This is a genomic window from Arthrobacter sp. Sr24, assembly GCF_054511175.1.
This window is the reverse complement of record NZ_JBTNDB010000005.1, coordinates 50,992-76,147: the sequence shown is the minus strand read 5'-3', so window position 1 is coordinate 76,147 and position 25,156 is coordinate 50,992. Positions and strand designations below refer to the sequence as shown.

Below are 25,156 nucleotides of genomic sequence, written 5' to 3'. Positions count from 1 at the left end.
ACGCAGGAGCCGGGATCCTCGGAGCGGGGATGGATTTTCAAGGTCGCCCAGCGACCGAGGAAATCTTACTGCCCGCGAGAGGACCCCGGCTCCTGCGCCAGGCTGTCTGACTACTTGGACTGGCGCAGGCCCTCGGAGACCAGGAAGGCCATTTCTAGGGACTGCTTGTGGTTCAGGCGAGGATCGCAGACTGACTCGTAGCCGGTGAGGAATGCTTCCTGATCGATGGGATCGGCGCCACCGAGGCACTCGGCCACGTCATCGCCTGTCATCTCCACATGGAGGCCACCGGGAATGGTGCCCTGCGCCTGGTGAACCTCGAAGAAGCCGCGGACCTCGTCAATGACATCGTCAAAGTTGCGGGTCTTGTAGCCGTTAGGTGAGGTGACCGTGTTGCCGTGCATGGGGTCAGTGACCCACAGCACCTGAGCGCCGGAAGCGGTGACCTTCTCCACGAGGCTCGGGAGCTTCTCGCGGATGTTGTTCGCACCCATGCGGGTAATGAACGTCAGACGGCCAGGCTCGCGGTTCGGGTCGAGCTTCTCGATCAAGCGCAGTGCGTCATCACCTGTGGTGGTGGGGCCAAGCTTGACACCGATCGGGTTGCGGACCCGTGAAAGGAAGTCAACGTGCGCCTGATCCAGGTCGCGGGTACGCTCACCGATCCACAAGAAGTGGGCTGAGGTGTCATACGGCAGGCCTGTGCGGGAATCGATGCGAGTCAGGGCACGCTCGTAATCCAACAGCAGGGCTTCGTGGCTGGCGAAGAACTCAACGGTCTTCAGCGCATCGAAGTCGGCACCGCAGGAGGCCATGAATTTAATGGCACTATCGATTTCCTTAGCCAAGGCCTCGTAGCGGCTGTGGGCCGGGTTCGAAGTGAAGCCGCGGTTCCACTCGTGCACGCTGCGCAGATCGGCAAAGCCACCCTGTGTGAAGGCACGGATCAAATTCAGCGTGGAGGCAGAGGTGTGGTACGCCTTGAGCATGCGCTCAGGGTTGTGCTGCCGGGATTCCGGGGTGAACTCGAAACCGTTGACGATGTCTCCACGGTATGCCGGGAGGGTCACGCCGTCGCGCGTTTCATCATTGGAGGAGCGCGGCTTGGCGAACTGGCCAGCCATGCGCCCCATCTTGATGACGGGCAGCTGCGCACCATAGGTCAGCACCACCGCCATCTGGAGGATCGTCTTGACGCGGGCGCTGATCTTGTCGGCCGTTGCCGCCTCGAAGGTCTCGGCACAGTCGCCGCCCTGCAGCAAGAAGGCCTCACCCTTGGCAGCTTGGGCCAAGCGTGAACGCAGCACATCGACTTCACCAGCGAACACCAGCGGCGGCACGGAGGAAAGCTCCTTGACCGTGGAGGCGAAGGCCGGGTGCTCGGACCACGTGGGCTGCTGCGCAATCGTCAGGCTACGCCAGTCATCGAGGCCTGGGTAAACGGCGGCACCGGGTACGGGAAGACCGGCAGCGGGTGCGTTAGCTGTGTTCAAAGTTAGATCAGTCACCTCTAAAGCCTATCCCCCCAAAGCAGCACCTGCTAACCGGTCCGATCCATGAGATGCAAGCGGCGTTTGGACGGTTCCTGAAATCAGGATGCGGAGGTGCCAGCTTCTGGTGTGGACCCTGTGCCAGCGGCCGGAGTGGAACTCGGGCCGGGCTCAACTTCAGCGGTTTCCGGATCGGCTTCTGGGTCGGTCTCTGGATCGGCTTCCGGGGCGGTTTCAGCCACAGTTTTTTTGGCGCCGATCACCGTAACCGTGCCTGGCGCAAGGGTCTCTTGGGGATCAATTCGGACAGCCGCCGACTTCGCGTCCTTGGTAGCTGCTGTTTTGGCAGATTTTTCGGCTGCCAATTTGTCTTTGACCGTTGAAGCATAGGAGTCTACATATTCCTGGCCGGACAAGCGCATGAGCTCGTACATGATCTCGTCCGTGACGGAGCGCTGAACAAAGCGGTCATCGGCCATGCCCTGGTAGCGGCTGAAGTCCATGGGTTCACCGAAGATGACGCCCAGCCGGCGAATACTGGGGATCCGTCGCCCAATAGGTTGGACCTTATCGGTGCCAATCATGGCCACAGGGATCACGGGGACGTTAGCCGTCAAAATCAGTTTTGCTACGCCCACCTTGCCGCGGTACAGGCGACCGTCGGGACTGCGGGTGCCTTCGGGATAAATTCCGAGCAGACCACCACCGTTGAGTACTTCTACACCAGTTTGCAAGGAGTTAGCCGATGCAGCACCTCCGGAGCGGTCCATGGGCAGCTGGTTGGTGAGCTTGAAGAAAGCTGCTGTAAGCCGGCCCTTAATGCCCCGTCCGGTGAAGTAATCACTCTTGGCCAAGAACACCACCGGCCGCGGCACCATGAGCGGCATAAAGATCGAATCCGAAAAGGAAAGGTGGTTACTGGCCAATACGGCCGGTCCGTCAACGGGCAGGTTGTCCAGGCCCTTGGTCCAGGGGCGGAACAGCACCTTCAATACCGGGCCTAAAAATATCTTCTTCAGTACCCAATAGATCACGGTGGCATTCCTTACTCTTGCGCGCCCGGTCCTCTAGTAACCGAGCTCAGCGGTACCCCCGCTGTGGACGTATCAACAGTAGTCTAGTGACAGCATCGTCGAAATCATCGGAACACGGCTGAAACTGCGCCGCAGGACAGCACCGGATAGAAACAGTGCCGGACAAAAACAGTGCCGGACAGAAACAGTGCCGGACAAAAGAGGAGCTTCCGCCATGGCCCAAGCACAGCCAGCGTCCCAGCCACAGCCACCGTCCCAGCCACAGGCCCTGGCGTTCCGTTCCGAGGGCCACGGGGATCTGCGCCGGGTTGGCGTAGCAGTGTGCCACGGTTTTACTGGTTCGCCTGTGAGTATGCGTGGTTGGAGCGAGTACCTTGCCAGCGCCGGGTTCGCCGTCAATATGCCCCTTCTGGCAGGGCACGGAAGCACGTGGCAGGAACTTTCCAAGACGCCGTGGCAGCACTGGTACCGGGATTTTGAGGCCGCTTACCTGGAACTGAGCGCCCGCTGCGACACAGTTTATGTTGCTGGCATGTCCATGGGTGGCGCGCTGGCCCTGCGGGTCGCTGCACTGCATCCGGTGGCCGGGGTGGCACTGGTCAATCCCGGTTTGACGTTTAGTGACAAACGGGCGAAATATTCCGGGGTGCTCAAATACGTTCTCAAAAGTGTCCCAGCCATCGGCGATGACATCAAGGCACCCGGCATCTCCGAAGGCGCCTATACCCGCACCCCCGTGGCAGCCGTCCACCAGCTCGCCCAGCTCTTTACCGACACCACCAAGCTGCTCCCCCACGTCAGCGCGCCAACACTGATTTTCCGTTCCGCCGTGGACCATGTGGTGCCCGAATCCAGCATTGACGTTCTCAAAGCACATCTGGGCAGCGCCGACGTTCAGGTGGTGCCCTTGGAAAACAGCTACCATGTAGCCACCATGGACAACGATGCAGCCACCATTTTTTCCCAGTCTGCAGATTTCTTTCGGAGGCACCAACATGCAATCTGACCCCGGAGCGGGTACGCCGCACACCGGCGATGACGACGAAATCTGGCGGGATTTGGTGTCGCGGATAGAGGAAGCAAACGACGCTTTTCTAGAGAATAGACTCTCCGACACCAGTGATCGTGGCGTCGCGGATGTGGACAGTGCAGACCCGCATAGTGCCGATGCGCACGACGGCGGTGACACCGGTTCCAGCAGTTCGGAAGCCGGCTTGCCGGTTTCCAGCGCAACGAAACCCACGGACGCTGAGCCCAAGACCGTGGTGGACTTTGACCCACTTGGGGTCTGGCATTCGCAGGAATCCCCAGCACCTACGGAGCCTGCGGCTGAGAGCCGCTTCGCCGCCACTCCGAGCGGCACCAGTGACGGCGGAGCTGACTTTGGTCCGCGCGATTATGCAGTTGATGACGATGACGATATAGACAGCTTTGTCCCCGAAGAACTGCCAAGCCTGAGCAATTCTGATCCTGCCATCGTTATGTCCTGGGTGGGCGCAGCTGGCGGCCCCCTCTTCCTCGTCTTTTCAGCCATCTTCTGGCGACATGTCCCCACCCTTTTAGTGGTTGCCGTCATCATGGCTTTCGTTGCAGGCATCGGGTACCTGCTCTACCGGCTGCCCAACCACCGTGACCACGACAGCGGTGACGGTGCAGTGGTCTAGTTGCCTAGCCGGCGCTGTTCTCTACTGGCGCTGTTCTCTGGCTAGATCCGCAGCACCGATCAAACCTGACATGGGTCCCAGCTGAGCTTGGGCAATGATCGCCTCCTGACGGTAACCGCGGCCGGTGAGGTTTCTCAAAAACGCCCTGCGTGCCGGTTCGAGCAGAAGATCGCCGGCCGCGCTGAGTCCGCCACCAATGATGAAGATGGATGGATCGAGGGCGGCTGCAAGATTGGCAATGCCCAATCCTAGCCACTCCCCTACTTCTGCCACGAGTTCCAGCGCGGTGGGCTCGCCCTCCAAGGCGAGTGCCGTGACGACCTGCCCGGTAATCCCTTTAGGCCGTCCGCCAGCAGCCGACAAAAGACCCGCTGCCATGGGCGAATGCTTGCGAGCCAGTTCCCTGCCTTCACGGCCCAGCGCGTTGCCTGAAGCGTACTGCTCCCAGCACCCCCGGTTTCCACACTCACAGCGATGCCCGCCAGGCATGATGATTTGGTGCCCGAATTCTCCGGCCATGCCAAAACTGCCACGTTCCACGCGTCCATCAATGACTAAAGCGCCGCCAATGCCGGTCCCCAGGGTCAGCATCACCATTCTGTCCCGGTCCCGACCCGCACCAAAGCGCCATTCCGCCCAGGCGGCGGCATCGGCGTCGTTAGTTACTAAAACTGGGCGGCCCAGTAAATCCTGAAGATTCTCCTGCAATGGTTCATCGCGCCACGCCAAATGTGGACTGAATACCACCCGCGAACCGGCCAGATCCATCCAGCCGGCGGCACCGATGCCTACTGCACACAGCTGGTGGCGGCTCCCCAATTCCTGCACCAGCTCCGCAATCACGGCCTCCACGGCACGGGGGTCACGGCCTGGCGTATCGCGCCGAAGTTCCTCCAGAATGACCCCCTGCTCGTCAACCACGCCCGCGGCTACCTTGGTTCCACCAATATCAATCCCTAGGGATAGTGCAGGCGAAGCAGGGGAGTTTGAGGCGGAGATCGGTGGCAACATGCTAAAAATTCTAGCGACCAATGTTGCTCACCTGAAATTGTAACTGTGAGCTGAACAACATAATGTTACTTACAAGTAACTTGGCTGCTCCGGCAGATCCCCCGGTTGACGGATAGAGTAAAGCAACACGGTCGCAGTCCCACATATCAAAGGAGCTATTGTGCAAGAGATTTCCGTTCCGGCCAAGGTTGTCAGCCCCAGGACCATGAACACCACCGACTTTGTGCTCCGCCAAGCAAAGTTGGCTGCCAATCCGGCACTCTTCTCCAGGCGCAATGAAGACAATGTGTGGATTGACGTTTCCGCGAAGGAATTCCTCGCCGACGTCAGCGCCATCGCCAAGGGCCTCATGGCTTCCGGCATCAAGGTGGGCGACCGCGTGGGCATCATGGCCCGCACCCGCTACGAATGGTCATTGGTTGACTTCGCCATCTGGTTTGCCGGAGCCGTCTCCGTGCCGATCTACGAAACCTCCTCCCCCTCTCAGGTGGCGTGGAACTTGGGCGACTCCGCTGCGGTGGCAATTTTCGCTGAAACCGGCTCGCATGAAAATATCATCCGGCAGGCCGCTCACAACGAGAACCTGACAAGTCTTGAGCATGTCTGGCAGCTCGAGGGTGATGGTTTGGATGTTTTGCGTGAGGCTGGGCGAGACATCTCCGATGACGCCTTGGAAGCCGCCCGTACAGCCAATGGCTTGGACGATCTAGCCACCATTATTTACACCTCTGGCACCACGGGCCGCCCCAAGGGCTGCATGCTCACCCACCATAACTTCGTGGAACTTAGCGAGAATGCCCGCGCCGTGCTGGGCGAAACTGTAGTCCCACCCGGATCGCAGACCATCATGTTCTTGCCCTTAGCCCATGTCTTTGCACGCTACATTTCCGTGCTGGCCGTAGCTTCGGGAGCCAAGATCGGCCACACCCCGGATATCAAACACCTGCTCGAGGATCTCCAGAGCTTCAAGCCCACGTTCATCTTGGCTGTGCCGCGAGTCTTCGAGAAGGTCTACAACTCTGCCTCGCTGAAGGCTGAGAGTGAAGGCAAGGGCAAGATCTTTGCCGCTGCCACCAAGACCGCCATTGAATACTCACGTGCCACGCAGGACGGCGGCGCTGGCTTTGGTCTCAAGGCCAAGCACTTAGTCTTCGACAAGCTGGTGTATACCAAGCTCCGTGCGGCCATGGGCGGCCAAGTCCGCCACGCAGTCTCCGGCGGCGGGCCCTTGGGCGAACGCCTAGGGCACTTCTTCCAAGGCATTGGGCTGCAGATCTTGGAGGGTTATGGCCTGACCGAGACCACCGCACCCATCACCGTGAACCGACCCGAGCACATCAAGATCGGCACGGTTGGAGGCCCGCTCCCAGGTAATGCTGTCAAGATTGCCCACGACGGCGAGATCCTCACCAAGGGTGTCTGTGTCATGAAGGGCTACTTTGGTCGTGACGATCTCACCGCTGAGACCTTCGTTGACGGCTGGTTCCGTACTGGCGACATTGGTGAGCTCGATGACCAGGGCTTCCTCAAGATCACTGGACGCAAGAAGGAAATCATCGTCACCTCCGGTGGCAAGAATGTGGTTCCGGCCTTGTTGGAAGACCAGATCCGGGCCCATGCGGTTGTCTCGCAGTGTGTGGTCCTTGGCGACCAGCGCCCCTTTATTGCAGCGATTGTCACGCTCGATGAAGAAGCCCTTCCACAGTGGGGCAAGGCCCATGGTCTGCCCCTCGGAATCTCCGTTGCCGAGGCGGCCAAACATCCCACGGTAATTGCCACTGTTCAATCTGCCGTGGACAAGGCCAACACCGCAGTGTCCTCCGCCGAGGCCATCAAGCAGTTCCGGATCGTCGATACCGACTTCACTGAAACCTCCGGGCACCTGACTCCGTCCTTGAAGGTCAAGCGTGCCCAGGTCATGAAGGACTTCGAATCCGTAGTTGAGGAAATCTACCTGAGCAAGAAGCCCTCCTAAGCCCAACCTCCATTCCAAACTGCAGCTGATGCGATAAATCTTCACGATTTATCGCATCAGCTGCAGTTTCGTTTAAAGCTGGTGCCAGAAACGGCGGCGCCAGCTCCCGGAGAGGGAGCCAGCGCCGCCGTTGGAGGCTTTCGCTAAGAAATAACGACCAGCAGGTCTCCACCCTGAACCTGGGCTACCCCGGAGACGGCGAGGCGCGAGACCGTGCCACCCACCGGCGTCGTGATGGAGGCTTCCATCTTCATGGCCTCGATCGTGGCAACGGTTGCCCCAGCTTCAACCACGTCACCCACGGCAACGGTGACTGAGACGGCACCGGCGAACGGTGCTGCAACTTGGCCGGGCACAGCCGCGTCTGCCTTTTCGGCAGCCTTGACGGTGCTTTCGATGCTACGATCGCGGACCATGACCGGGCGGCTCTGGCCATTGAGCTTAGCGACGACGGTGCGCATGCCCTTTTCATCAGCCTCGGAGATGGTCTCCAGCTCGGCAATCAGGCGCACGCCCTTGCCCAACGGCATGATGTGCTCAACACCGCGACGCAAGCCGTAGAGGTAATCGCGGGTATCCAACACCGAAACGTCGCCGTAGGTCTTGCGAACTTCTTCGAAGTCCTTCGTGGGGCCGGCGAAGAGGAGACGGTTCAGAGCTGCGCGGCGGGTTTCGCTATCGCCGGCGAGCTGCTCGCTGTCCTCGTCGGTCAGCGTGCCCATGCGCTCAACAATGGTGCGACCCTGCAGCGCCTTGGTGCGGAAGGGTTCAGGCCATCCGCCGGGAGGGGTGCCCAGTTCGCCGCCGAGGAAGCCCACTACCGAATCCGGGATGTCGTAGTTCTGCGGGTTTTCCTCGAAGTCGGCCGTCTCAGCCTTGATACCTACCAGGTGCAGGGCAAGATCGCCCACTACCTTGGACGACGGCGTGACCTTGACCAAGTGCCCAAGGATCCGGTCCGCTGCGGTGTACATGTCTTCGATTTCCTCGAAGCGCTCCCCTAGACCCAGTGCGATGGCCTGCTGGCGTAGATTCGAGAGCTGGCCACCGGGGATCTCGTGCGTGTACACCCGTCCCGTGGGTGCAGCCAAGCCGGACTCGAAGGGTGCGTACAGGCGGCGCACGGCCTCCCAGTAGGGTTCCAACGAGCTGATGGCAGCCAAGTCAATGCCCGTGTCGCGCTCGGTGTGGGCCAGTGCAGCCACGAGTGCCGAGGCTGAGGGCTGGCTGGTGGTGCCGGACAGTGCAGCGGAGGCGACGTCAACGGCGTCGACCCCTGCATTGATGGCAGCCATCAAGGTGGCGAGCTGACCACCGGCGGTGTCGTGCGTGTGCAGGTGCACCGGCAGGTCAAAGCGCTCACGCAGCGCGGTGACCAACTTGGCGGCTGCGGCAGGGCGCAGCACGCCAGCCATGTCCTTGATCGCCAGGATGTGCGCGCCGGCGTCAACAATGCGCTGAGCCAGTTCCAAGTAGTAATCGAGGGTGTAGATGTCCTCGGCTGGATCCAACAGATCACCGGTGTAGCACAGGGCAACCTCGGCAACAGCAGTTCCGGTGGCGCGCACGGCCTTGATGGCCGGCTCCATCTGGTCCACATCGTTCAGCGCGTCAAAGATGCGGAAGATGTCAATACCGCTGGCGGCAGCTTCCTGCACAAACGCATCAGTGACGGCTGCCGGGTACGGCGTGTAGCCCACGGTGTTGCGGCCGCGCAGCAGCATCTGCAGACAGACGTTGGGCAGTGCCTCACGCAGCTGGGATAGACGCTGCCACGGGTCCTCGCCAAGGAAGCGCAGGGACACATCGTAGGTGGCGCCGCCCCACGCTTCAACCGAGAGCAATTGCGGGGTCAGCACGGATACGGCCGGGCCAGCAGCGAGCAGGTCCCTAGTGCGCACGCGGGTGGCCAGCAGCGACTGGTGAGCATCACGGAAGGTGGTGTCAGTGACCGCCACAGCAGTCTGTGCGCGTAGTGCCGCGGCGAAGCCCTCCGGGCCAAGCTCGGCGAGCTGCTGACGTGAGCCAGCGGGAGCATCTGCCAGTTCGACGGCGGGCAGCTTGCGTGCCGGGTCCTCAACAACCGTGAGCTCGCCGTTGGGCTTGTTGACGGTGACATCGGCCAGCCAGGTCAGCAACTTGGTACCGCGGTCACTGGAAACGTGAGTGGTCAACAGCTCGGGGCGCTCATCGATGAAGGAGGTGGCCACATCCCCTGCGTTGAAGGCGGGGTCTTCAAGGACTGCCTGCAGGAAGGAGATGTTGGTGGAGACGCCGCGGATGCGGAACTCAGCCAAGGCACGGCGGGCACGGGCCACAGCCGTCTTGTAGTCCCGGCCTCGGCAGGTGAGCTTGACCAGCATGGAGTCAAAGTGGGGGCTGATCTCGGCACCTGCGTAAATGGTGCCGCCGTCGAGCCTGACACCGGCGCCACCAGCGGAGCGGTAGGTGGTGATGGTTCCCACGTCCGGGCGGAAGCCATTGGAGGGATCTTCGGTGGTGATGCGGCACTGCAACGCGGCACCCTTGACGTGGACGTTGTCTTGGCTCAGGCCAAGGTCAGCCAGCGTTTCACCTGCGGCAATGCGCAACTGAGCCTGGACGAGGTCCACATCGGTGATTTCTTCGGTCACCGTGTGTTCGACCTGGATGCGGGGGTTCATTTCAATAAATACGTGCTGACCGGCGCGCTCACCCACGGTGTCCACGAGGAACTCCACGGTGCCGGCGTTGACGTAGCCCATGGCCTTGGCGAACTTCACAGCATCGGCGTGCAAGGCCTTGCGGATGTTCTCGTCAAGGTTTGGAGCCGGAGCAATTTCGACGACTTTTTGATGACGACGCTGGAGCGAGCAGTCGCGCTCAAACAGGTGGATGACATTGCCTTCATTGTCGGCCAGAATCTGGACCTCAATGTGGCGGGGGCGCAACACAGCTTGTTCCAGGAACATGGTGGCGTCACCGAATGCGGCATCAGCCTCGCGCATGGCTGCCCTGAGGGCCTCTTCAAGGTCTTCTGCCTTTTCAACCCGGCGCATGCCGCGGCCACCGCCGCCAGCTACTGCCTTGGCGAAGATGGGGAAGCCGATCTTCGCAGCTGCCCCTAGCAAGTACTCCAGGTCGGAGCTGGGCTCGCTGGACTCCAGGACGGGAATGCCAGCCTTGCGTGCCGCATCAATTGCGTGGACCTTGTTACCGGTCAGTTCCAAGACTTCGGCGGGCGGGCCCACAAAGGTGATTCCGGCATCGCGTGCAGCACTGGCCAACTCCGGGTTTTCTGAGAGGAAACCGTAGCCGGGGTAAATAGCATCAGCGCCAGATTCCTTGGCAACGCGAATCACCTCGGCCACGTCTAAGTAAGCGCGGACGGGGTGCCCTTCCTCACCAATCAAATAGGCTTCGTCGGCCTTTTGGCGATGGATGGAGGTGCGGTCCTCATGCGGGAATACCGCTACTGTCTTAGCACCGAGCTCGTAGCTGGCACGAAAGGCACGGATCGCGATTTCTCCACGATTGGCAACCAGAATCTTTGAAAACATCTCACTCCTGTGTGAATGATGGGGTTGGGACCCGTGTTCCAACCAGCGTTGAGTTCAGCTGAGTCCAGCTGACTCCAACGGAGACCAGCATGGAACAACGGCCTCCAACAGTTGTGGAACACTGACGCTCATCCGAGCACGGCTATGGCCAGCGTCAGGTGTTGACGCCACGCCTCCGTCCCGAAATACTTTTTCAAATCTTGCAAAAGTACTACCGATAAAACTATCGCACTGCTTTCAGCGATAGTTGTGCAAGTTTGACCCTGCAAGCCATTAAGCAGCAAATCGTGTGGCCCAGATCACTTCTGCACTCGTAATAAAGTGGGGTCTAGAACACCTCGGCCAGTTCCTCAATGGTGGGGCAGGAGCACACCAGGTGTCGGTCACCATAGGCCTGGTCAACGCGCCGGACCACGGGCCAGTACTTGGCCCGCGGGTCCACCCCGGCGGGGAAGACAGCCTCTTCGCGGCTGTACGGATGATCCCATTCCTGGGTGATGCTCTGCGCCGTGTGCGGGGCGTTGATCAGCGGGTTGTCCTCCGCCGGCCACAGTCCGTCCTGCACCGCAGCTATTTCCTTGCGGATGGAGATCATGGCATTGATGAACCGATCAATTTCCCCCAGGTCTTCCGACTCCGTAGGCTCCACCATCAAGGTGCCCGGCACCGGGAAGGACATGGTCGGCGCATGGAAACCGTAATCAATCAGACGCTTAGCCACATCGTCTACGCTCACCCCGGAATCCGCCGTGATGCCGCGCAGGTCCAGAATGCATTCGTGCGCCACCAGATCGTGGGCACCCGTGTACAGCACCGGGTAGTGCTCGCTGAGGCTGCGGGCAATATAGTTCGCCGACAAGATGGCCGTCTGAGTGGCCACCCTCAGCCCCTCCGGCCCCATCATGCGAATGTAAGCCCAAGAGATGGGAAGGATCGACGCCGAACCGTACGGTGCGCTGGAGACCAGGCCCACCGAGGTGCCAGCCTCGAGCTCGCGAGCCGGCAGATGCTTGGCCAAGTGCGCGCCAACTGCCACAGGACCCACACCGGGGCCACCGCCGCCGTGCGGAATGCAAAACGTCTTGTGCAAGTTCAGGTGTGAAACGTCGGCACCAAACTTGCCCGGCTGAGCTAATCCCACCAGAGCGTTGAGGTTAGCGCCGTCCACATAAACCTGCCCGCCGGCGTCGTGAATCATGGCGCAGATGTTGGAAATCTCGGTCTCGAACACGCCGTGCGTTGAAGGGTAGGTGACCATGATTGCGGCCAGATTATCCTCATGGACGGAGATCTGGCGCTTGAGATCGTCAATGTCGACGTTGCCGAAGCCGTCGGTGGCCACTGGGACAACCTTCAGCCCGGCCATGACGGCGGAGGCGGCATTGGTACCGTGCGCCGAGGTCGGGATCAAAACGATGTCGCGGTGCGGGTTGCCGTTTTCCACGTGGTGGGCGCGGATGGCCATGAGCCCGGCGAACTCACCTTGGGAACCGGCGTTGGGCTGGACGGACACGGCGTCGTAACCGGTAATTTCGGCCAGCCATTCCTCGAGCTGCGTTGCCATCTCCACAATGCCCACGGTGTCCGAAGCTGGTGCAAATGGGTGCAGATTGGAGAATTCCGGCCAGGTGATGGCGGCCATCTCGGCCGTGGCGTTGAGCTTCATGGTGCACGAGCCGAGTGGGATCATGCCGCGGTCCAGCGCGTAATCGGCGTCGGAGAGCTTGCGCAGGTAGCGCAGCATCTGCGTTTCGGAGTTGTGTGTGTGGAACACGGCGTTGATCATGAATTCCGTGGCCCGTGCCGGCGTTGGAAGTGCGACGTCGGCGGCATCCTTCGCCACTGCCGGCGCCTGTGTGCCGAGCAAGGTAGCCAACGCCGCGACGTCGGCCTCGGTGGTGGTCTCGTCCACGGCGATCTGCAGGTGGTCATGGTCAATCTGACGCAGCAAGTATCCGGCGCGGTGAGCTGCCGCAACCAGCTCCGCTGCAGCATGGCCGCTGCCCGAAGCTACCTTGACCTTGATGGTGTCAAAGTAGTTTTCATGGACCACGCTGTGACCGGCGGTTGTAGCGGCCTCGGCCACAGCAAGGGCCATGGCGTGCACGCGGGTTGCAATTCGCTTCAGGCCCTCAGGGCCGTGATAGACGGCGTACATGCCCGCCATGACTGCCAGCAATACCTGCGCTGTACAGATGTTGGAGGTGGCCTTCTCGCGGCGAATGTGCTGCTCGCGGGTCTGCAGAGCCAAACGGTAGGCCTGGTTACCAACGGCATCCACGGAAACGCCCACTAGACGCCCTGGCAGTGAACGCTCCAGGCCCTTGCGGACAGCCAAGTAACCGGCGTGCGGACCACCAAAGCCCATGGGGACACCAAAGCGCTGAGTGGTTCCTACAGCTAGGTCAGCCCCGAGCTCACCGGGCGATTCCAGCAGCGTCAAGGCCAAAAGATCGGCGGCCACGGCCACCACTGCCTTGCGTGCATGGGCGGCGGCAATCACAGGGGCGATGTCACGGATCAGCCCGGAATCGCCAGGGTATTGCAGGAGCACGCCAAAGAATTCAATGTCAGGGAGTGCCTCATCGAAATTATGCGAAAGCACGGGAATGCCCATGGCCTTGGTCCGGGTCATAATCACCGCCAGGGTCTGCGGGAAGATGTCAGCGTCAACCAGCAGGACAGCGTCGTTGCCGGCACTGCGGTTATTACGACGCATCAGCGCGACAGCCTCTGCAGCGGCAGTTCCCTCATCGAGCATGGACGCATTGGCGGTCTCCATGCCCGTGAGGTCTGCCACAACAGTTTGGAAATTCAACAACGCTTCGAGCCGGCCCTGAGAAATTTCTGGCTGGTACGGGGTGTACGCCGTGTACCAAGCAGGGCTCTCCAAAACGTTGCGCTGAATCACACCAGGGGTGTGGGTGCCGTAATAACCCTGACCAATCAAGGACTTATTGACGGTGTTCTTGCCCGCCAAGGCCTTCAATTCTTCTAGCATGGCCTCTTCAGAGACAGCCGCCTGCAGCGTCAACGGCTCGGTGCTGTAAATAGATTTGGGCAGCGCGGCCGCAGAAAGCTCCTCCAAAGAAGAAAATCCAAGGGTGCTCAACATATGATGAATGTGGGGTTGCGCTGCAACCCCAATGTGACGCTCGCTAAAATCGGCCGACACAAGGTTGTTTGTGTTGAGCCGCGCGGGCAAATTCTCTGGGGTGTTTGTCAATGGATTCTCCAAGTCGCGAACGTTCCACAGTTATTGTATGTGTCAACGCCACCAACCGACACAAGTTTTAATAAGCAACGCAAAGGGTAATGGTTAATCCGTGCAAGTAGTCAGTATCAGCAGCCTCAAGGGCGGCGTCGGCAAGACCTCAGTCACGCTCGGGCTGGCTTCGGCAGCCTTAGCTGCTGGCATCCCGACCCTCGTCATCGACCTTGACCCGCACGCCGACGCCACCACGGGACTGGGTGTTGCGCCACGCGGTCAGCTGGATATTGGGCAGCTGATCAAAAATGCGCGCAAAGCCGATCTGGGTGCCAATGTGGTGCCCAGCGGTTGGCTTGCCGCTCATAAGAACGACGCCGGGGCCCTCCCCACGCTTGACGTCGCCATGGGTTCTGCCTTCAGCGGCATTTACGACCGCCCCGACCTCAGCAAACGAGATCTGCGACGCTTGTCCACGATCTTGGCTAACGCTGACCGAGATGGCAGCGCGCCCTACCAGTTGGTCCTCATTGACTGCCCTCCGTCATTGAACGGCCTGACTCGTATGGCTTGGACCGCCAGCTCACGCGTGCTCTTGGTTGCTGAGCCTGGTTTGTTCTCCGTGGCTGGAACCCAACGCACGGTACGTGCCATTGAACTTTTCCGCACCGAATTTGCCCCGGCACTGGTACCGGCAGGGATTGTGGCGAACCGTGTCCGCTCCGGCTCGAATGAGCATGCGTATCGCTTGGCGGAGATGAAGACCATGTTCGGTGATTTGCTGCTCTCCCCCACCATTCCCGAGCAGGCCAATTGGCAGCAGATTCAAGGCGCAGCTCATCCGGTGCACCAGTGGCCAGGGGATTCTGCCAAGAACGCCTCGGCGCTCTTTGACCGCTTGCTTGATTCAGTCCTCACCCAGAGCGCTACCCGCAGCCGTCTCTACCGGGGCTAAACCGCACCGAAAAGACCCCGCAACGAGAAATGCCATGCTTTGACGTCGATGCCACAGTTTGAACTATGGAATCCACGTCAAAGCATGGCATTTTCATCGGTGGGCTCCCGCCGCTACCCATTCGCGAACAGCTGCGGTGAGCAGACGTGACGGTTATGAAATTTTGCGCGCTTCCCGGCGCTTGACGAGTTCATCGTCCGGATAGGACTGAACAGCTGCGTGTTCGCTGGGAAGGGCAGCCAGACTGCCTTCGACTTCACGCCAAACACGGCCTACAGCGATTCCGAAGACGCCCTGTCCTCCCTGGACCAAGTCAATGACTTCATCCGCGGAGGTGCACTCGTACACCGAGGCGCCGTCACTCATCAAGGTGATTTGGGCGAGGTCTTCCACACCGCGTTCGCGCAGGTGCTCCACGGCTGTGCGGATCTGCTGCAAGGAGACCCCAGTGTCCAGGAGACGCTTGACCACTTTCAACACCAAGATGTCCCGGAATCCGTAGAGTCGCTGAGAACCTGAGCCTGCGGCGCCACGAACGGCGGGCTCCACCAAACCTGTGCGAGCCCAGTAGTCCAGCTGCCGGTAAGTGATCCCAGCGGCCTTGCAGGCGGTGGGTCCGCGGTAGCCAGCGTCCTGATCTAAAACGGGCAGATCTTCGGTGAAGAGCAGACCCTGTGACCCTGCACTTAAGGCAGTGCTGGGGGCCGTGGCTGCGGTCAGCCCGCCGGCGTCACTGGTGGCACTCACGTAGATCCTCCTGTTTCACAGTCCCCTGAATAGTTGGCTGCAAACTCGCGGTCAAACAGCATTTAAGGAATGGGCGCTCAGGGCCCGTTCCTCAAGTCTGCCCGTACCAGCAACGGCTTGCAATGGGGGAACTCATTACCTCGACGTTAGAGCCACCTGAGAGCAAGGTCAAAGATCTCGGGAGAAGTATTTTAGCGTGTCGAAAGTTTAGACCTCAACTTGAACCTTAGGTCAACTCGAAAATTCCCTAAAGTTCGCGGATTACTTCTCAAAATCCTCAGGTTCCACGTCGTTGAGAAATTCGCGAAATTGACGAACCTCACGTTCTTTAGCTTCCTCACTCGCGGCGCTGTCCGTCTCCTCACCATCGACGTCACCGTCTTCGTCGTGATCGGCAATTTCAACGCCGGCCTCGGCTATGAGGCTTTCGGCAGCCCAGATGGAACACTGCGCGCGCTGAGCGATGGCGATGGCATCGGAGGCCCGCGAGCCAACCACCGTGCCATTATCAAGAACTAGTTCTCCATGAAACACACCGTCTTCAACCTTGGTCAGGTTAACCCGGACAATACTGTGCCCCAACGCCAAGACCACCCCGCACAAAAGATCGTGGGTCAGTGGCCGTGGCGTTACTACTCCCTGCTCGGCCATCGCGATGGCGGTGGCCTCGGCGGCACCGATCCAGATAGGAATGTGCCGCGGGCCGCTCCGTTCCCTCAGCAAAACCAGTGGCTGATTAGAAGGCATCTCGATTCGGACACCCACAATTTCCACTTCAATCATGGCGTTTCCATCTCAGCGATCCGGGCCTGCACTAAGGAACTGTGTAAGTTCAGGCAGAGCTCGGCAACTTCACGGGCAGCCTCGGCGGCGCGCACGGCCGAGGTGCTGTCTTTGCGGGACGATAGCGGAGCCACGACCCGCTCAACCAGCCCAAATTCGCGTTCTGCCGCAGCTTGGAAGGGACGCAGGTGCCGGGGCTCGAGCCCGTGGGCGGCCAGTGCCGTGCACGCCTGGGCGATCCGGACGGCGTGGTCGTCATAGGTGCCTTGGTGTTGCTCCACCAGACCATAGCTGAGCATGGTCTCGAGTAGTTCGGCGCTTGCTCCGGATTCAATGCGCAGCTGCTCGGCGGAAAGTCGGCGGGATTTACTCTTGAGTTCTCGCGCCAGCTCATCGGAGACCATACGTGGAGCCACGGAAACACCCGGCGGAAGATTTTGCGGAGTCAGACCCTGATCGATGGCTTCCAGATACTCGCGAATGACCTTCAGCGGCAGGTAGTGGTCGCGTTGGAGCCCCAGAACAAACCTGAGACGTTCGACGTCGGACTCCCGGAATTGGCGGTAACCGGCAGGAGTGCGTTGCGGGGTGATGAGGCCCTTTTCTTCGTAAAAACGAATCTTAGAAGCTGTCACGGACGGAAAATCGGTGCACAGCAAAGCCAGCACTTCGCCGATATTTAAGACAGCTGCGGCTCCGGTGCGCCGGCTGGCAGACTGTACGTCCACCAGCCGGCGCCCGGCACCTGAATCCAGGCTTCCCACGGTGCCCTTAGGAATCCGATGCGGTATCGGTGGAGCCCGTGTTCCCACTGAAGTAGTAGGTCAGGCGGAACTTGCCAATCTGCACTTCGTTGCCGGTGCGAAGACGGACTGCATCCACCCTGTCCCCGTTGACGTAGGTCCCATTGAGGCTGCCGGAATCAACAACTTCGAAGCCGCCGTCGAACTTAATGAAGTTCACGTGGCGGCGTGAGACGGTGACATCGTCCAAGAAGATGTCAGCGTCGGGGTGCCGTCCTGCCGTGGTGACCTGGCTGTCCAAGAGGAACCGGGCACCTGCGTTCGGCCCCACATGAGCAATGAGCAGCGCCGACCCGGCGGGCAACGAATTCACCGCATTTTGTTCATCGCTCGCTAAGAGTGGCACCGTTGTGGGGCCACTCTGAACGGGAGGCAGCTGGATCGAAGTGGTATCTGGTGCACCAGGCTGATCCTGGAGGCCCGCCTGATCGTTCACCCCGGCGTTGTTACCTCTGTCAACCATTGGTACTCCTCCTTGAAGAAAGTTGTTGAGAGCTCACATGAACTCCCACAGTGTTAATAACGTACGAGCCGTTGCTGGGAAAGCCCTGATCTACCGGCTTCAACCCCGTCATGGCGGCTGTCACCTAATACAGACGGCTTGTACAAAGACTACTGGCTACTAGCCTACCTTTTCTTGGTAGTCAGCTGCGCTAAGCAAGCTCCCATAGGACGACGCATCGCTCAGGGTGATTTCAAACAGCCAGCCCGCACCGTAAGGATCGGAGTTGATGAGGGCCGGATCCGCGTCCAGCTCTTCGTTGCGTGCGGTGACGCTCCCGTTCAGCGGCGCATAGATGTCGCTGACGCTCTTGGTTGATTCGACCTCGCCAACAACGGTGTCGGCGCTGACGTCGGTACCAGTTTCCGGCATCTGCACATACACAACATCACCGAGGGCATCCTGCGCAAAATCGGTGATGCCAACCCGTACCACGCCGTCAGCGGAGGGGGCTGAAATCCATTCGTGCTCTGCCGTGTAGGACAGGTCTGCGGGAATGCTGCTCATTGTGCGCACCTTTCAAGGTTCATCGCTGCCATGCGAGGAAAGTGAAGTTTAAGTAGAACAAAGTAGACCAAGGCCGCCAGCTGTTTTAGCCCTTTGACCACAACCAGTCTTTAGTGTGTAACCACAACCAGTCTTTAGTGTGTAACCGTTCTTGACAAGTCGAAGACAACTCGAAGGTACATTCTAGCAATATTGCGTGACTTTGCGGTCGATGACTGCCGAAAAACTGGCACAAATCTGACATGATTCAACTATGACTGAATCTGTGACGCCCCCTGCAAACGGCGGCCCCGAGACCACCAGAACTGTGGCAGGAGCCAAAACGAAAATGCCAACCTGGCTTTCACGAACCGTCGTAGGCGCCGTGACCGCCGTCGTTCTTATTGTTGGTTATTTGATTGCCTCGGTGACGGTGCCCCTGATGTGGGCCACCTCCATCCGGGACCAGATTGGCGGCCAGCTGGGCAACAGCATCCCGCTGGGCATGTTCTACGGTTTCGTCTTCTCCTTTGTCCCGGTCTTGATCGCCTGGCAAGCGCACCGCAGAAAGCTGAACAAGTGGGTTCGGATTTTCCTGCTGGCTCTGGGCGTGGTGCTGCTCATCCCGAACCTGCTGACTTTGGGTGTCATTTATGGCAATTCTGGCTCGGCCGCCGACGCCCGCAATATCTGGGCCAACAGTGCCAACTGGTTTGGTACGTGGAGCCAGGTCTTCATGTTGGTGGGCGTGGTGTGCGCCGTGGCCTTGATCGTCTTGGTGCGGATGTGGATGCGCCGCAGCAAGAAACTCCGTGAACTCAACGCCGCCGAAAAGCTCGTCAAAAAGGATCAGCAGGCCCGTGAACGGGTAGCTGCCGAAGAAATCAAGGAAGCTGAGAAGGCTGCTGCCCGGGCCCGCCGGAAGGCCCCCAAAACACCCATCGCCGCGGAAAGTGCTGAGCCGGCACCGTCGAGTCCCCCGCAGCCCCATCCCGCGGTTCCTTCAGCTGCTAATCCCGCGGCGTCAACCCAAGATCCTACCCACCCGCAGGCCTAGATGAGTCATCCCCGGAGCCTGGTCCTCGTGGCCCTGGGCGGTACCTGTGGTGTGGCCAGCCGTGAGGCGCTGGGGCTAGCCATGGCCCCGTTGGCCGGACCGTCCGACGGCGCATCGCTCCCCTGGGCCGTTATTCTCGCCAACATTGTGGGCGCGTTCCTGCTGGGGGTGCTGTATGGAGCCTTGGCCCACCGACGCTTGGTGCACCACACAACCCGGCTAGGACAGACGATGAGGCTGCTGCTGGGCATTGGCTTCTGCGGCGGTTTCACCACGTACAGCACTTTTGCGGTGGGCCTGGGACTCATGGCAGAAACTGCAGATCCGGGGGTGGCTGTGCTGTGGGGGCTGGGCATCGTCACCGCAGGTGCCGTGGCCTCGTGGCTGGGCTTGGTAGTGGGCGGGGGCCGCGCGAGTGAACCTCAGTTGAAGAGCGGGAGCCTGCCATGAACGCCCTCCTCTTTTGGTCCGTAGCCGCGTGTGGAGGGCTGGGAGCGGCCACCCGCTTCGCTATTGACAGCGCCATCCTGAACCGGATGCGCATGAGCTTCCCTTGGGTAACGTTCGCCATCAATATCAGCGGATCCTTCGCCTTGGGCCTACTGACGGCATGGCTGAGCGGCGCCCTGGAGGCACCTGCCTGGGTGCTGCTGCTGGGCGCCGGATTCCTCGGTGGCTACACCACTTTCAGCACCACCAGTTATGACACGGTCAGGCTTCTCAAGGAACGCCGTTTTGTTGCTTCATTTTTGAATTTGTTCGGGACACTGATGGCGGGTGTGGGCGCCGCCGCGTTTGGGCTCTATTGCGGTTCACTCCTCTAAAAGGACCGTCCGCCACTTCAGTTTCGCAGCCTAGCGGTTTCGGAGCCTTCGGTTTCGCAGCCCAGCGAAGCCCCCTACGCAGACCGACACTCCCAGGCGGCGCGCCTGCGAGCGATAGCCGTCACGGAGCACTTAACTGGTGATGACTTCTCACTCGATGGTTACCGTGAGCACCCGCGTCAGCTCTGCGCGGGTGTTGACGCCCACACGAGTAAAGATGTGCCCCACATGCGTGTCCACTGTGCGCACCGAAATGTTCAGCTTCTCGCCGATAGATTTGCTGGACATACCCGCCGCCACCATGGCCGCGATCTCCTGCTGGCGGGGCGTCAGGGACAATACTTTCGCGGGTGCGGGCAACCAGATACCTACCTGAGCTAATCCGGCGGCAGCGGCACTTACCGCACCGGCATCGCCGTCGTTCAATGCCTGCGCATGGGCCAGCAGGGCCCCGGGAAGCCGCCCCTGTACCTGTTCCGCCGTCGCTGCCAGGGCAGGCAGCAACGCTCCGCGCCGGCTTGATGCCGCCGTCACCACCTGCAGGTGCCGGCCCAGCAGGACGCCGAGCAGCAGCCCCTGACCCTGGGCAAACGTAACGTACGAGCTGATCTCTTGCTCGAGTCCCTCCAGACCCAGGGCCAGCTTCGCCAGGAGGACCCGGTACCGGCTATCTACTTCCACGCTGCGGTCCATAGCAGGGAGCAAGGACTCAAACTGCTGACAAGCATGAAGAGCCTCTGCCCGCTCCCCACGCATGGCATGAGCTTGCGCCAGCCCTGCCCAGACCATTGCTTCCAGCCCTGTCGGAGCCAACAGTCCCATGCGCGAGAGCCCGCCATGCAAATCGGATACAGCTTGCTCCCACGCCCCGAAGAGTAAACAAATGTACCCGGCACCGGCCTGGTACAGCGCAGAATCGTGCCGCTGAATACCATCTTCAACGTAGTCTGGAAGCGCCATTGTGAGATCCGGCCGCCCCGCCAACACTGCTGACCAGAACCGTGCCGACATGAGGTTTGCGCGCAGCAGAGGGAAATCTGCATGCTCTGTCCCCACCAATTTGATGTTGCGTTCAGCCAGCTCTAGAGCTTCCAATGGCCGTCCGGCTTGCGCCAAGGCATAGACGTACGACGGCGCTAAGCTCACGTTGGCGGGGTGGTTGGCAGAAGCCAGCTGGGGTCCGTAGCCTGCCAATAGCTGCGCATGCCGCCCGCCGAATCCCAAACGACCCAACAGCTCAACGGCAAGTTCGGTAGCGGCAGCTGCGCCGGGTTCCACGTCTTGGGCCGCCTCGGCCAGAATCTCCAGAGCGCCGTCTAGGTCGCCACCATGGCGCTGGCGAATATCAGCAAGAATCCTTGCCCTAGCAACAATGACCACATCAGCAATAGCCAGTCCGTCGTTCTCCAAGCCGCCTAGAAGCGCAAGGTCCGCTTCGGCAGCTGCTGAGCGTCCGGCGTCGCGGTTTGCCCTGGCACTCAGCAAGATGGCTGTGAGACGTTCCTGAGGCTGGAGCTGCTCATGGTCCAGGGCCAGCACGGCTAGAGCTGCCGCACGCTCTGGCTCCGAGAGGCGCTCCCGGGCCGTCCCTGCCGCCAACAGCACAGTAGGACTGGGCATGAGTCCGCATTCCAGCGCCCAGTCGACCCACCTACAGAGTTCTTGGGGCGAACCTCGCTCTGGATTCGGTTCAGGAAGCAGAGTCAAGAGCTCCCGTTTCCGGCGTGGATACAGCAGGGACCGCAACGTTTCCGCGTAGAGGGGGTGGCCGATTCGAACCGTTGGTTCGCCGCGTGCAGTAGTGACCAGAACTAATCCATGATCCACCAACGTACTCAATACCGCGTCCGTGGCGGTTGGTGCGAGCAGGCTCAAGGGGATGCTTTCCGCTAGCGACACCAAATCCACCACGTCCCGTTCGGTTCCGCTCAAGGCGCTGATATCGGAGGCGAGCAGATCTATTAATCTGCGATTGGTGCGCAGCGGAGCCGTCCACACCCAAGCGTGTTCGGCGTAGCTCACGTCCCCAGCTTCAACAATGGAATACAGCAGCTCACGGACATGTAGCGGGTTACCTGCAGTGGCTTCCCAAAGCCTGTAGGCCATGTCGTTGGAAGACGGTCCGGGCAGCGCAGCACCCAGAATCAGACGGATGGAATCATAGCTCAGCGGCACCAAATCCACCCTGTCGATCCGGCCACCGCGCCACAACGAATTCAGTGCTGGCGGCAGACCGGGCTCCTCGCGGGCAGTGCCGACTAGCTTAATCTGGCCGTCTGTGACGAGCCGGGCAAGGACTCCGGCACTGAAATTATCCACGAGGTGCAAGTCATCGAGGACAAGGATGGGGATGGGCGCTGCGGGCGGGGGTGGGCCTGTTGCTGCGCCGGAGCCTGTTCCCGTTCCTGTGGCGGCAGCGCCAGCGATCACAAGGGCCAGGATCTGTTCAGCCACAGCCTCAAGGGTGGCCGGCGAAGCCGCTCTGACCCCCAGCCATTGCTCCACGTACCGGACCGCCCCCGCCTGTTCTTGGGGTGCGTGCAATAGCAGCACATGCTGGTGATTGTCCTGCCCCTTGTCATGACGGAGTTGAGTCACTGCGGAGGTAACTACCGTGGACTTTCCCATTCCAGGGGAGCCCATGACCACCACTCCCCCGCTGCCTGAGCTCAGCTGCTGGAGCAACAACGCCACATCGTCGTCCCGGCCCACGATGGGCCAGCCGACCCGCGACGGCAAGGCGCGTTTTAGAAAATCTTGCGAGACCATGGGTAACTTCCCCTGAGTACGGGCCGTGGCCGCGGTCCAGCTGAGCTCGGCGGCTCTAACAGGTTCGGCCCTGTGAATGCTTTGCTTGTGATTGTATAGGTACAACTCAGCGGGCAGCAGGGCTAGTGGTGGGTGGCCGTAATGTGGTCGGGAACTGGATTCGAAATCGCAGCTGATGCGAGAAAAATGCCGGGAAAGTCGCTTCTTCTGCAGTCTCGAGCTCGCTAACCCAGATGCCGCCTTAAAATAAGACGACCCGCAGAGCATCGGCGAGATACTCGTACGGGCCTAACCGCCGCTAACTCTGAGAAGAGCGCCTTGGCTACTAAGAACACTACCTGCCACCCATGAGAAGGCTGGCATTGATAGAACCCATTGAGCCGCATGTCACATAGATAGCAGCTGTCTGCGAGCGCCTTTTTTCCTGTGATCCACGCAATATTACTGGTTAGTAACCAATTTCCTCCACAAACCACCCCGCCCACGGTACGCTGGCGATTATGAGCCAATACCAGCCTCCCATTGCAGATATAGCCTTCGCCCTCGAGCACGTTGTGGGCTACCCGGACATCGCCACATTGCCAGGTTACGAACACGCCGATCTGGACACCGCCGTCGAGCTTCTTGAACAGTGCGGAGAGTTTATGGCCCAGGTGGTGGCGCCCCTGAACAGGCAGGGCGATCTCCAAGGATCCACGCTCCAAGCTGATGGAACCGTGGTCACCCCGGACGGCTTCAAGGAGGCCTACCAGCAGTACGTGGACGCCGGCTGGGGCTCGGTGCCGCTACCAGAGGAGTTCGGTGGAGGCGGGTTTCCGCGCACCATAGGCCTCGCCATCCAAGAAATCTTCACCAGCGCCAACATGGCATTCTCTCTCTGCCCTCTGCTGACTCAAGGTGCCATCGATGCGGTGCTGCACTATGGCGATGAGGAACTCAAAAACCGTTACCTACCTAAAATGGTGAGCGGGGAGTGGACCGGCACCATGAACCTCACCGAACCGCAGGCCGGCTCTGACGTGGGCGCTTTGACCACGCGGGCAGTCAAGAACGACGACGGCAGTTACGCGATCACGGGACAGAAGATCTTCATAACCTATGGCGATCACGACATGGCCGAACAGATTGTCCATCTGGTACTGGCCCGCACCCCAGGAGCTCCCGAAGGCACGCGCGGAATTTCCTGCTTCATTGTGCCCAAGTATCTTGTCAATGACGACGAGTCACTAGGCGAACGCAATACCGTTCAGACGCTCTCACTGGAACACAAGATGGGCATCCACGCCTCCCCCACGTGCGTGCTGTCCTACGAGAACGCCACCGGGTATTTGATAGGCGAAGAGAACAAGGGCATGCGGATCATGTTTGTCATGATGAATGCCGCTCGCCTTGGTGTGGGCGCGCAGGGCCTGGCCCTCGCCGAGCGCGCCTACCAGCAGTCACTGGAGTACGCCCAGCAGCGTCAACAAGGCCGGGCCATCGGCGCCACAGATGCCAGCTCCGCCATCATTGAGTTCCCCGACGTACGGCGCATGCTCCTGACCCAGCGGGCCAGTATTGCAGCCCTGCGCTACTTGATGCTCTTGGATGCCAGCTACGTGGACAAGAGCTCCAACGATCCAGATCCGGCCGTGCGGGCCAGAGCAGATGAGATCGTGGGCATCCTGACGCCCATCTGCAAATCCTTCGGCACCGACATGGGCAACGAACTCTCCTCGCTAGCCCTGCAAATCCACGGAGGCATGGGCTTCATCGAGGAGACCGGCGCAGCTCAGCATGTGCGCGATATTCGCATTGCGGCTATTTATGAGGGTACCAATGGCATTCAGGCCGCCGATCTGGTGGGACGCAAGCTAGGAATCCGCGGCGGAGCCTCGATCCTTGAGTTCCTAGCCACCATGCGCGAAGTGGAAACGGATTTGGCCGCGGCCGGTTCTGACTTTGACGGTATCCGCGAGGAGCTCGAGCGCCAGTTCACCGCTTTGGAAACTGCCACACACTGGATGCTCCGCACGGGCCAGGGTGACCCCAACGCTGTTTTAGCAGGCTCCACACCGTACCTGCGGATGTGGGGCTTGTGCACGAGCGCCTGGATGCTGGCACGAGCAGCCGTTGCAGCGGCAAAAACCAGCAATGCCGAGCTGGCTAACAATCAGTTGGTGCTGGCTCGCTTCTACGCCCAGCAGTTGCTGCCGCAGTGCGCGAGCCTGCTAGGCGCTGCAACCGCCGGTTCCGAGGACCTATTCGCTTTGGACGCTCATCAGCTCGCTGGTAATGCCAGCAAGTCCAGCAAGGTCAGCGGCTAACCT

The 25,156-nt window shown here is 60.4% G+C and carries 19 protein-coding genes; 8 read left to right on the top strand and 11 right to left on the bottom strand.

Annotated features, from left to right (window positions below):
• Positions 1–110 precede the first annotated feature (110 nt).
• Both ACX80D_RS05335 and ACX80D_RS05330 read right to left on the bottom strand, forming a co-directional pair.
• Positions 111–1,508 carry a class II 3-deoxy-7-phosphoheptulonate synthase gene (locus ACX80D_RS05335; RefSeq protein WP_459321603.1) on the bottom strand — a complete coding sequence of 466 codons (1,398 nt, stop codon included), beginning with the start codon at positions 1,506–1,508 and terminating at the stop codon, positions 111–113.
• An 83-nt stretch (positions 1,509–1,591) separates the two neighbouring features.
• The gene (locus ACX80D_RS05330) at positions 1,592–2,524 is read right to left on the bottom strand and encodes a lysophospholipid acyltransferase family protein (RefSeq protein ID WP_459321602.1); all 933 of its coding nucleotides are present in this window, start codon (positions 2,522–2,524) and stop codon (positions 1,592–1,594) included.
• Between the two features lie 214 nt (positions 2,525–2,738).
• Here ACX80D_RS05330 and ACX80D_RS05325 point away from each other — a divergent pair, with 214 nt between their 5' ends.
• Both ACX80D_RS05325 and ACX80D_RS05320 read left to right on the top strand, forming a co-directional pair.
• Positions 2,739–3,530, top strand: a complete 792-nt coding sequence (locus ACX80D_RS05325) for an alpha/beta hydrolase (protein ID WP_459321601.1) — start codon at positions 2,739–2,741, stop codon at positions 3,528–3,530.
• The gene (locus tag ACX80D_RS05320; RefSeq protein WP_459321600.1) at positions 3,520–4,188 is read left to right on the top strand and encodes a hypothetical protein; all 669 of its coding nucleotides are present in this window, start codon (positions 3,520–3,522) and stop codon (positions 4,186–4,188) included. Before ACX80D_RS05325 ends, ACX80D_RS05320 begins: the two co-directional genes overlap by 11 nt.
• 21 nt (positions 4,189–4,209) lie before the next feature.
• Here ACX80D_RS05320 and ACX80D_RS05315 read toward each other — a convergent pair whose 3' ends face one another.
• The gene (locus ACX80D_RS05315) at positions 4,210–5,199 is read right to left on the bottom strand and encodes an ROK family glucokinase (RefSeq protein ID WP_459321599.1); all 990 of its coding nucleotides are present in this window, start codon (positions 5,197–5,199) and stop codon (positions 4,210–4,212) included.
• A 160-nt stretch (positions 5,200–5,359) separates the two neighbouring features.
• Between ACX80D_RS05315 and ACX80D_RS05310 the strand changes: the two genes are divergently transcribed.
• Positions 5,360–7,174, top strand: a complete 1,815-nt coding sequence (locus ACX80D_RS05310) for an AMP-dependent synthetase/ligase (RefSeq protein WP_459321598.1) — start codon at positions 5,360–5,362, stop codon at positions 7,172–7,174.
• Positions 7,175–7,317: 143 nt separating this feature from the next.
• On the opposite strand, the gene ACX80D_RS05305 is transcribed toward ACX80D_RS05310, so the two are convergent.
• The gene (locus tag ACX80D_RS05305) at positions 7,318–10,713 is read right to left on the bottom strand and encodes a pyruvate carboxylase (protein WP_459321597.1); all 3,396 of its coding nucleotides are present in this window, start codon (positions 10,711–10,713) and stop codon (positions 7,318–7,320) included.
• Between the two features lie 328 nt (positions 10,714–11,041).
• On the bottom strand, positions 11,042–13,888 hold the full coding sequence (gene gcvP, locus ACX80D_RS05300; protein ID WP_459321693.1) for an aminomethyl-transferring glycine dehydrogenase: 2,847 nt from the start codon (positions 13,886–13,888) through the stop codon (positions 11,042–11,044).
• Between the two features lie 151 nt (positions 13,889–14,039).
• Here gcvP and ACX80D_RS05295 point away from each other — a divergent pair, with 151 nt between their 5' ends.
• Positions 14,040–14,876, top strand: a complete 837-nt coding sequence (locus ACX80D_RS05295; RefSeq protein WP_459321596.1) for a ParA family protein — start codon at positions 14,040–14,042, stop codon at positions 14,874–14,876.
• Positions 14,877–15,029: 153 nt separating this feature from the next.
• Here ACX80D_RS05295 and ACX80D_RS05290 read toward each other — a convergent pair whose 3' ends face one another.
• From ACX80D_RS05290 to gcvH, 5 genes are all read right to left on the bottom strand, one after another.
• Entirely contained in the window at positions 15,030–15,623 is a 594-nt protein-coding gene (locus ACX80D_RS05290; RefSeq protein WP_459321595.1) for a MerR family transcriptional regulator, read from the bottom strand.
• Positions 15,624–15,884: 261 nt separating this feature from the next.
• Complete coding sequence (locus tag ACX80D_RS05285; protein ID WP_459321594.1) at positions 15,885–16,406, bottom strand: bifunctional nuclease family protein; 522 nt, start codon at positions 16,404–16,406, stop codon at positions 15,885–15,887.
• Complete coding sequence (gene ftsR / locus ACX80D_RS05280; protein ID WP_459321692.1) at positions 16,403–17,137, bottom strand: transcriptional regulator FtsR; 735 nt, start codon at positions 17,135–17,137, stop codon at positions 16,403–16,405. Before ftsR ends, ACX80D_RS05285 begins: the two co-directional genes overlap by 4 nt.
• Before the next feature lie 40 nt (positions 17,138–17,177).
• The gene (locus tag ACX80D_RS05275) at positions 17,178–17,672 is read right to left on the bottom strand and encodes an FHA domain-containing protein (RefSeq protein WP_459321593.1); all 495 of its coding nucleotides are present in this window, start codon (positions 17,670–17,672) and stop codon (positions 17,178–17,180) included.
• A 159-nt stretch (positions 17,673–17,831) separates the two neighbouring features.
• Complete coding sequence (gcvH, locus tag ACX80D_RS05270) at positions 17,832–18,218, bottom strand: glycine cleavage system protein GcvH (protein ID WP_459321592.1); 387 nt, start codon at positions 18,216–18,218, stop codon at positions 17,832–17,834.
• A 253-nt stretch (positions 18,219–18,471) separates the two neighbouring features.
• Here gcvH and ACX80D_RS05265 point away from each other — a divergent pair, with 253 nt between their 5' ends.
• From ACX80D_RS05265 to crcB, 3 genes are read left to right on the top strand one after another with little or no spacing between them, the layout of a single operon-like run.
• Positions 18,472–19,254, top strand: coding sequence for a hypothetical protein (locus ACX80D_RS05265; protein ID WP_459321591.1), 783 nt, complete (start codon positions 18,472–18,474; stop codon positions 19,252–19,254).
• Positions 19,255–19,704, top strand: a complete 450-nt coding sequence (locus ACX80D_RS05260; protein ID WP_459321590.1) for a fluoride efflux transporter FluC — start codon at positions 19,255–19,257, stop codon at positions 19,702–19,704.
• Positions 19,701–20,078, top strand: a complete 378-nt coding sequence (crcB, locus tag ACX80D_RS05255) for a fluoride efflux transporter CrcB (RefSeq protein ID WP_459321589.1) — start codon at positions 19,701–19,703, stop codon at positions 20,076–20,078. The genes ACX80D_RS05260 and crcB overlap by 4 nt, the downstream gene beginning before the upstream one ends.
• A gap of 150 nt (positions 20,079–20,228) precedes the next feature.
• Here crcB and ACX80D_RS05250 read toward each other — a convergent pair whose 3' ends face one another.
• Entirely contained in the window at positions 20,229–22,847 is a 2,619-nt protein-coding gene (locus ACX80D_RS05250) for a helix-turn-helix transcriptional regulator (protein WP_459321588.1), read from the bottom strand.
• 500 nt (positions 22,848–23,347) lie between these two features.
• Between ACX80D_RS05250 and ACX80D_RS05245 the strand changes: the two genes are divergently transcribed.
• Positions 23,348–25,153 (top strand): acyl-CoA dehydrogenase, encoded by a 1,806-nt coding sequence (locus ACX80D_RS05245; protein ID WP_459321587.1) that lies wholly within the window; start codon positions 23,348–23,350, stop codon positions 25,151–25,153.
• Positions 25,154–25,156: the final 3 nt, after the last annotated feature.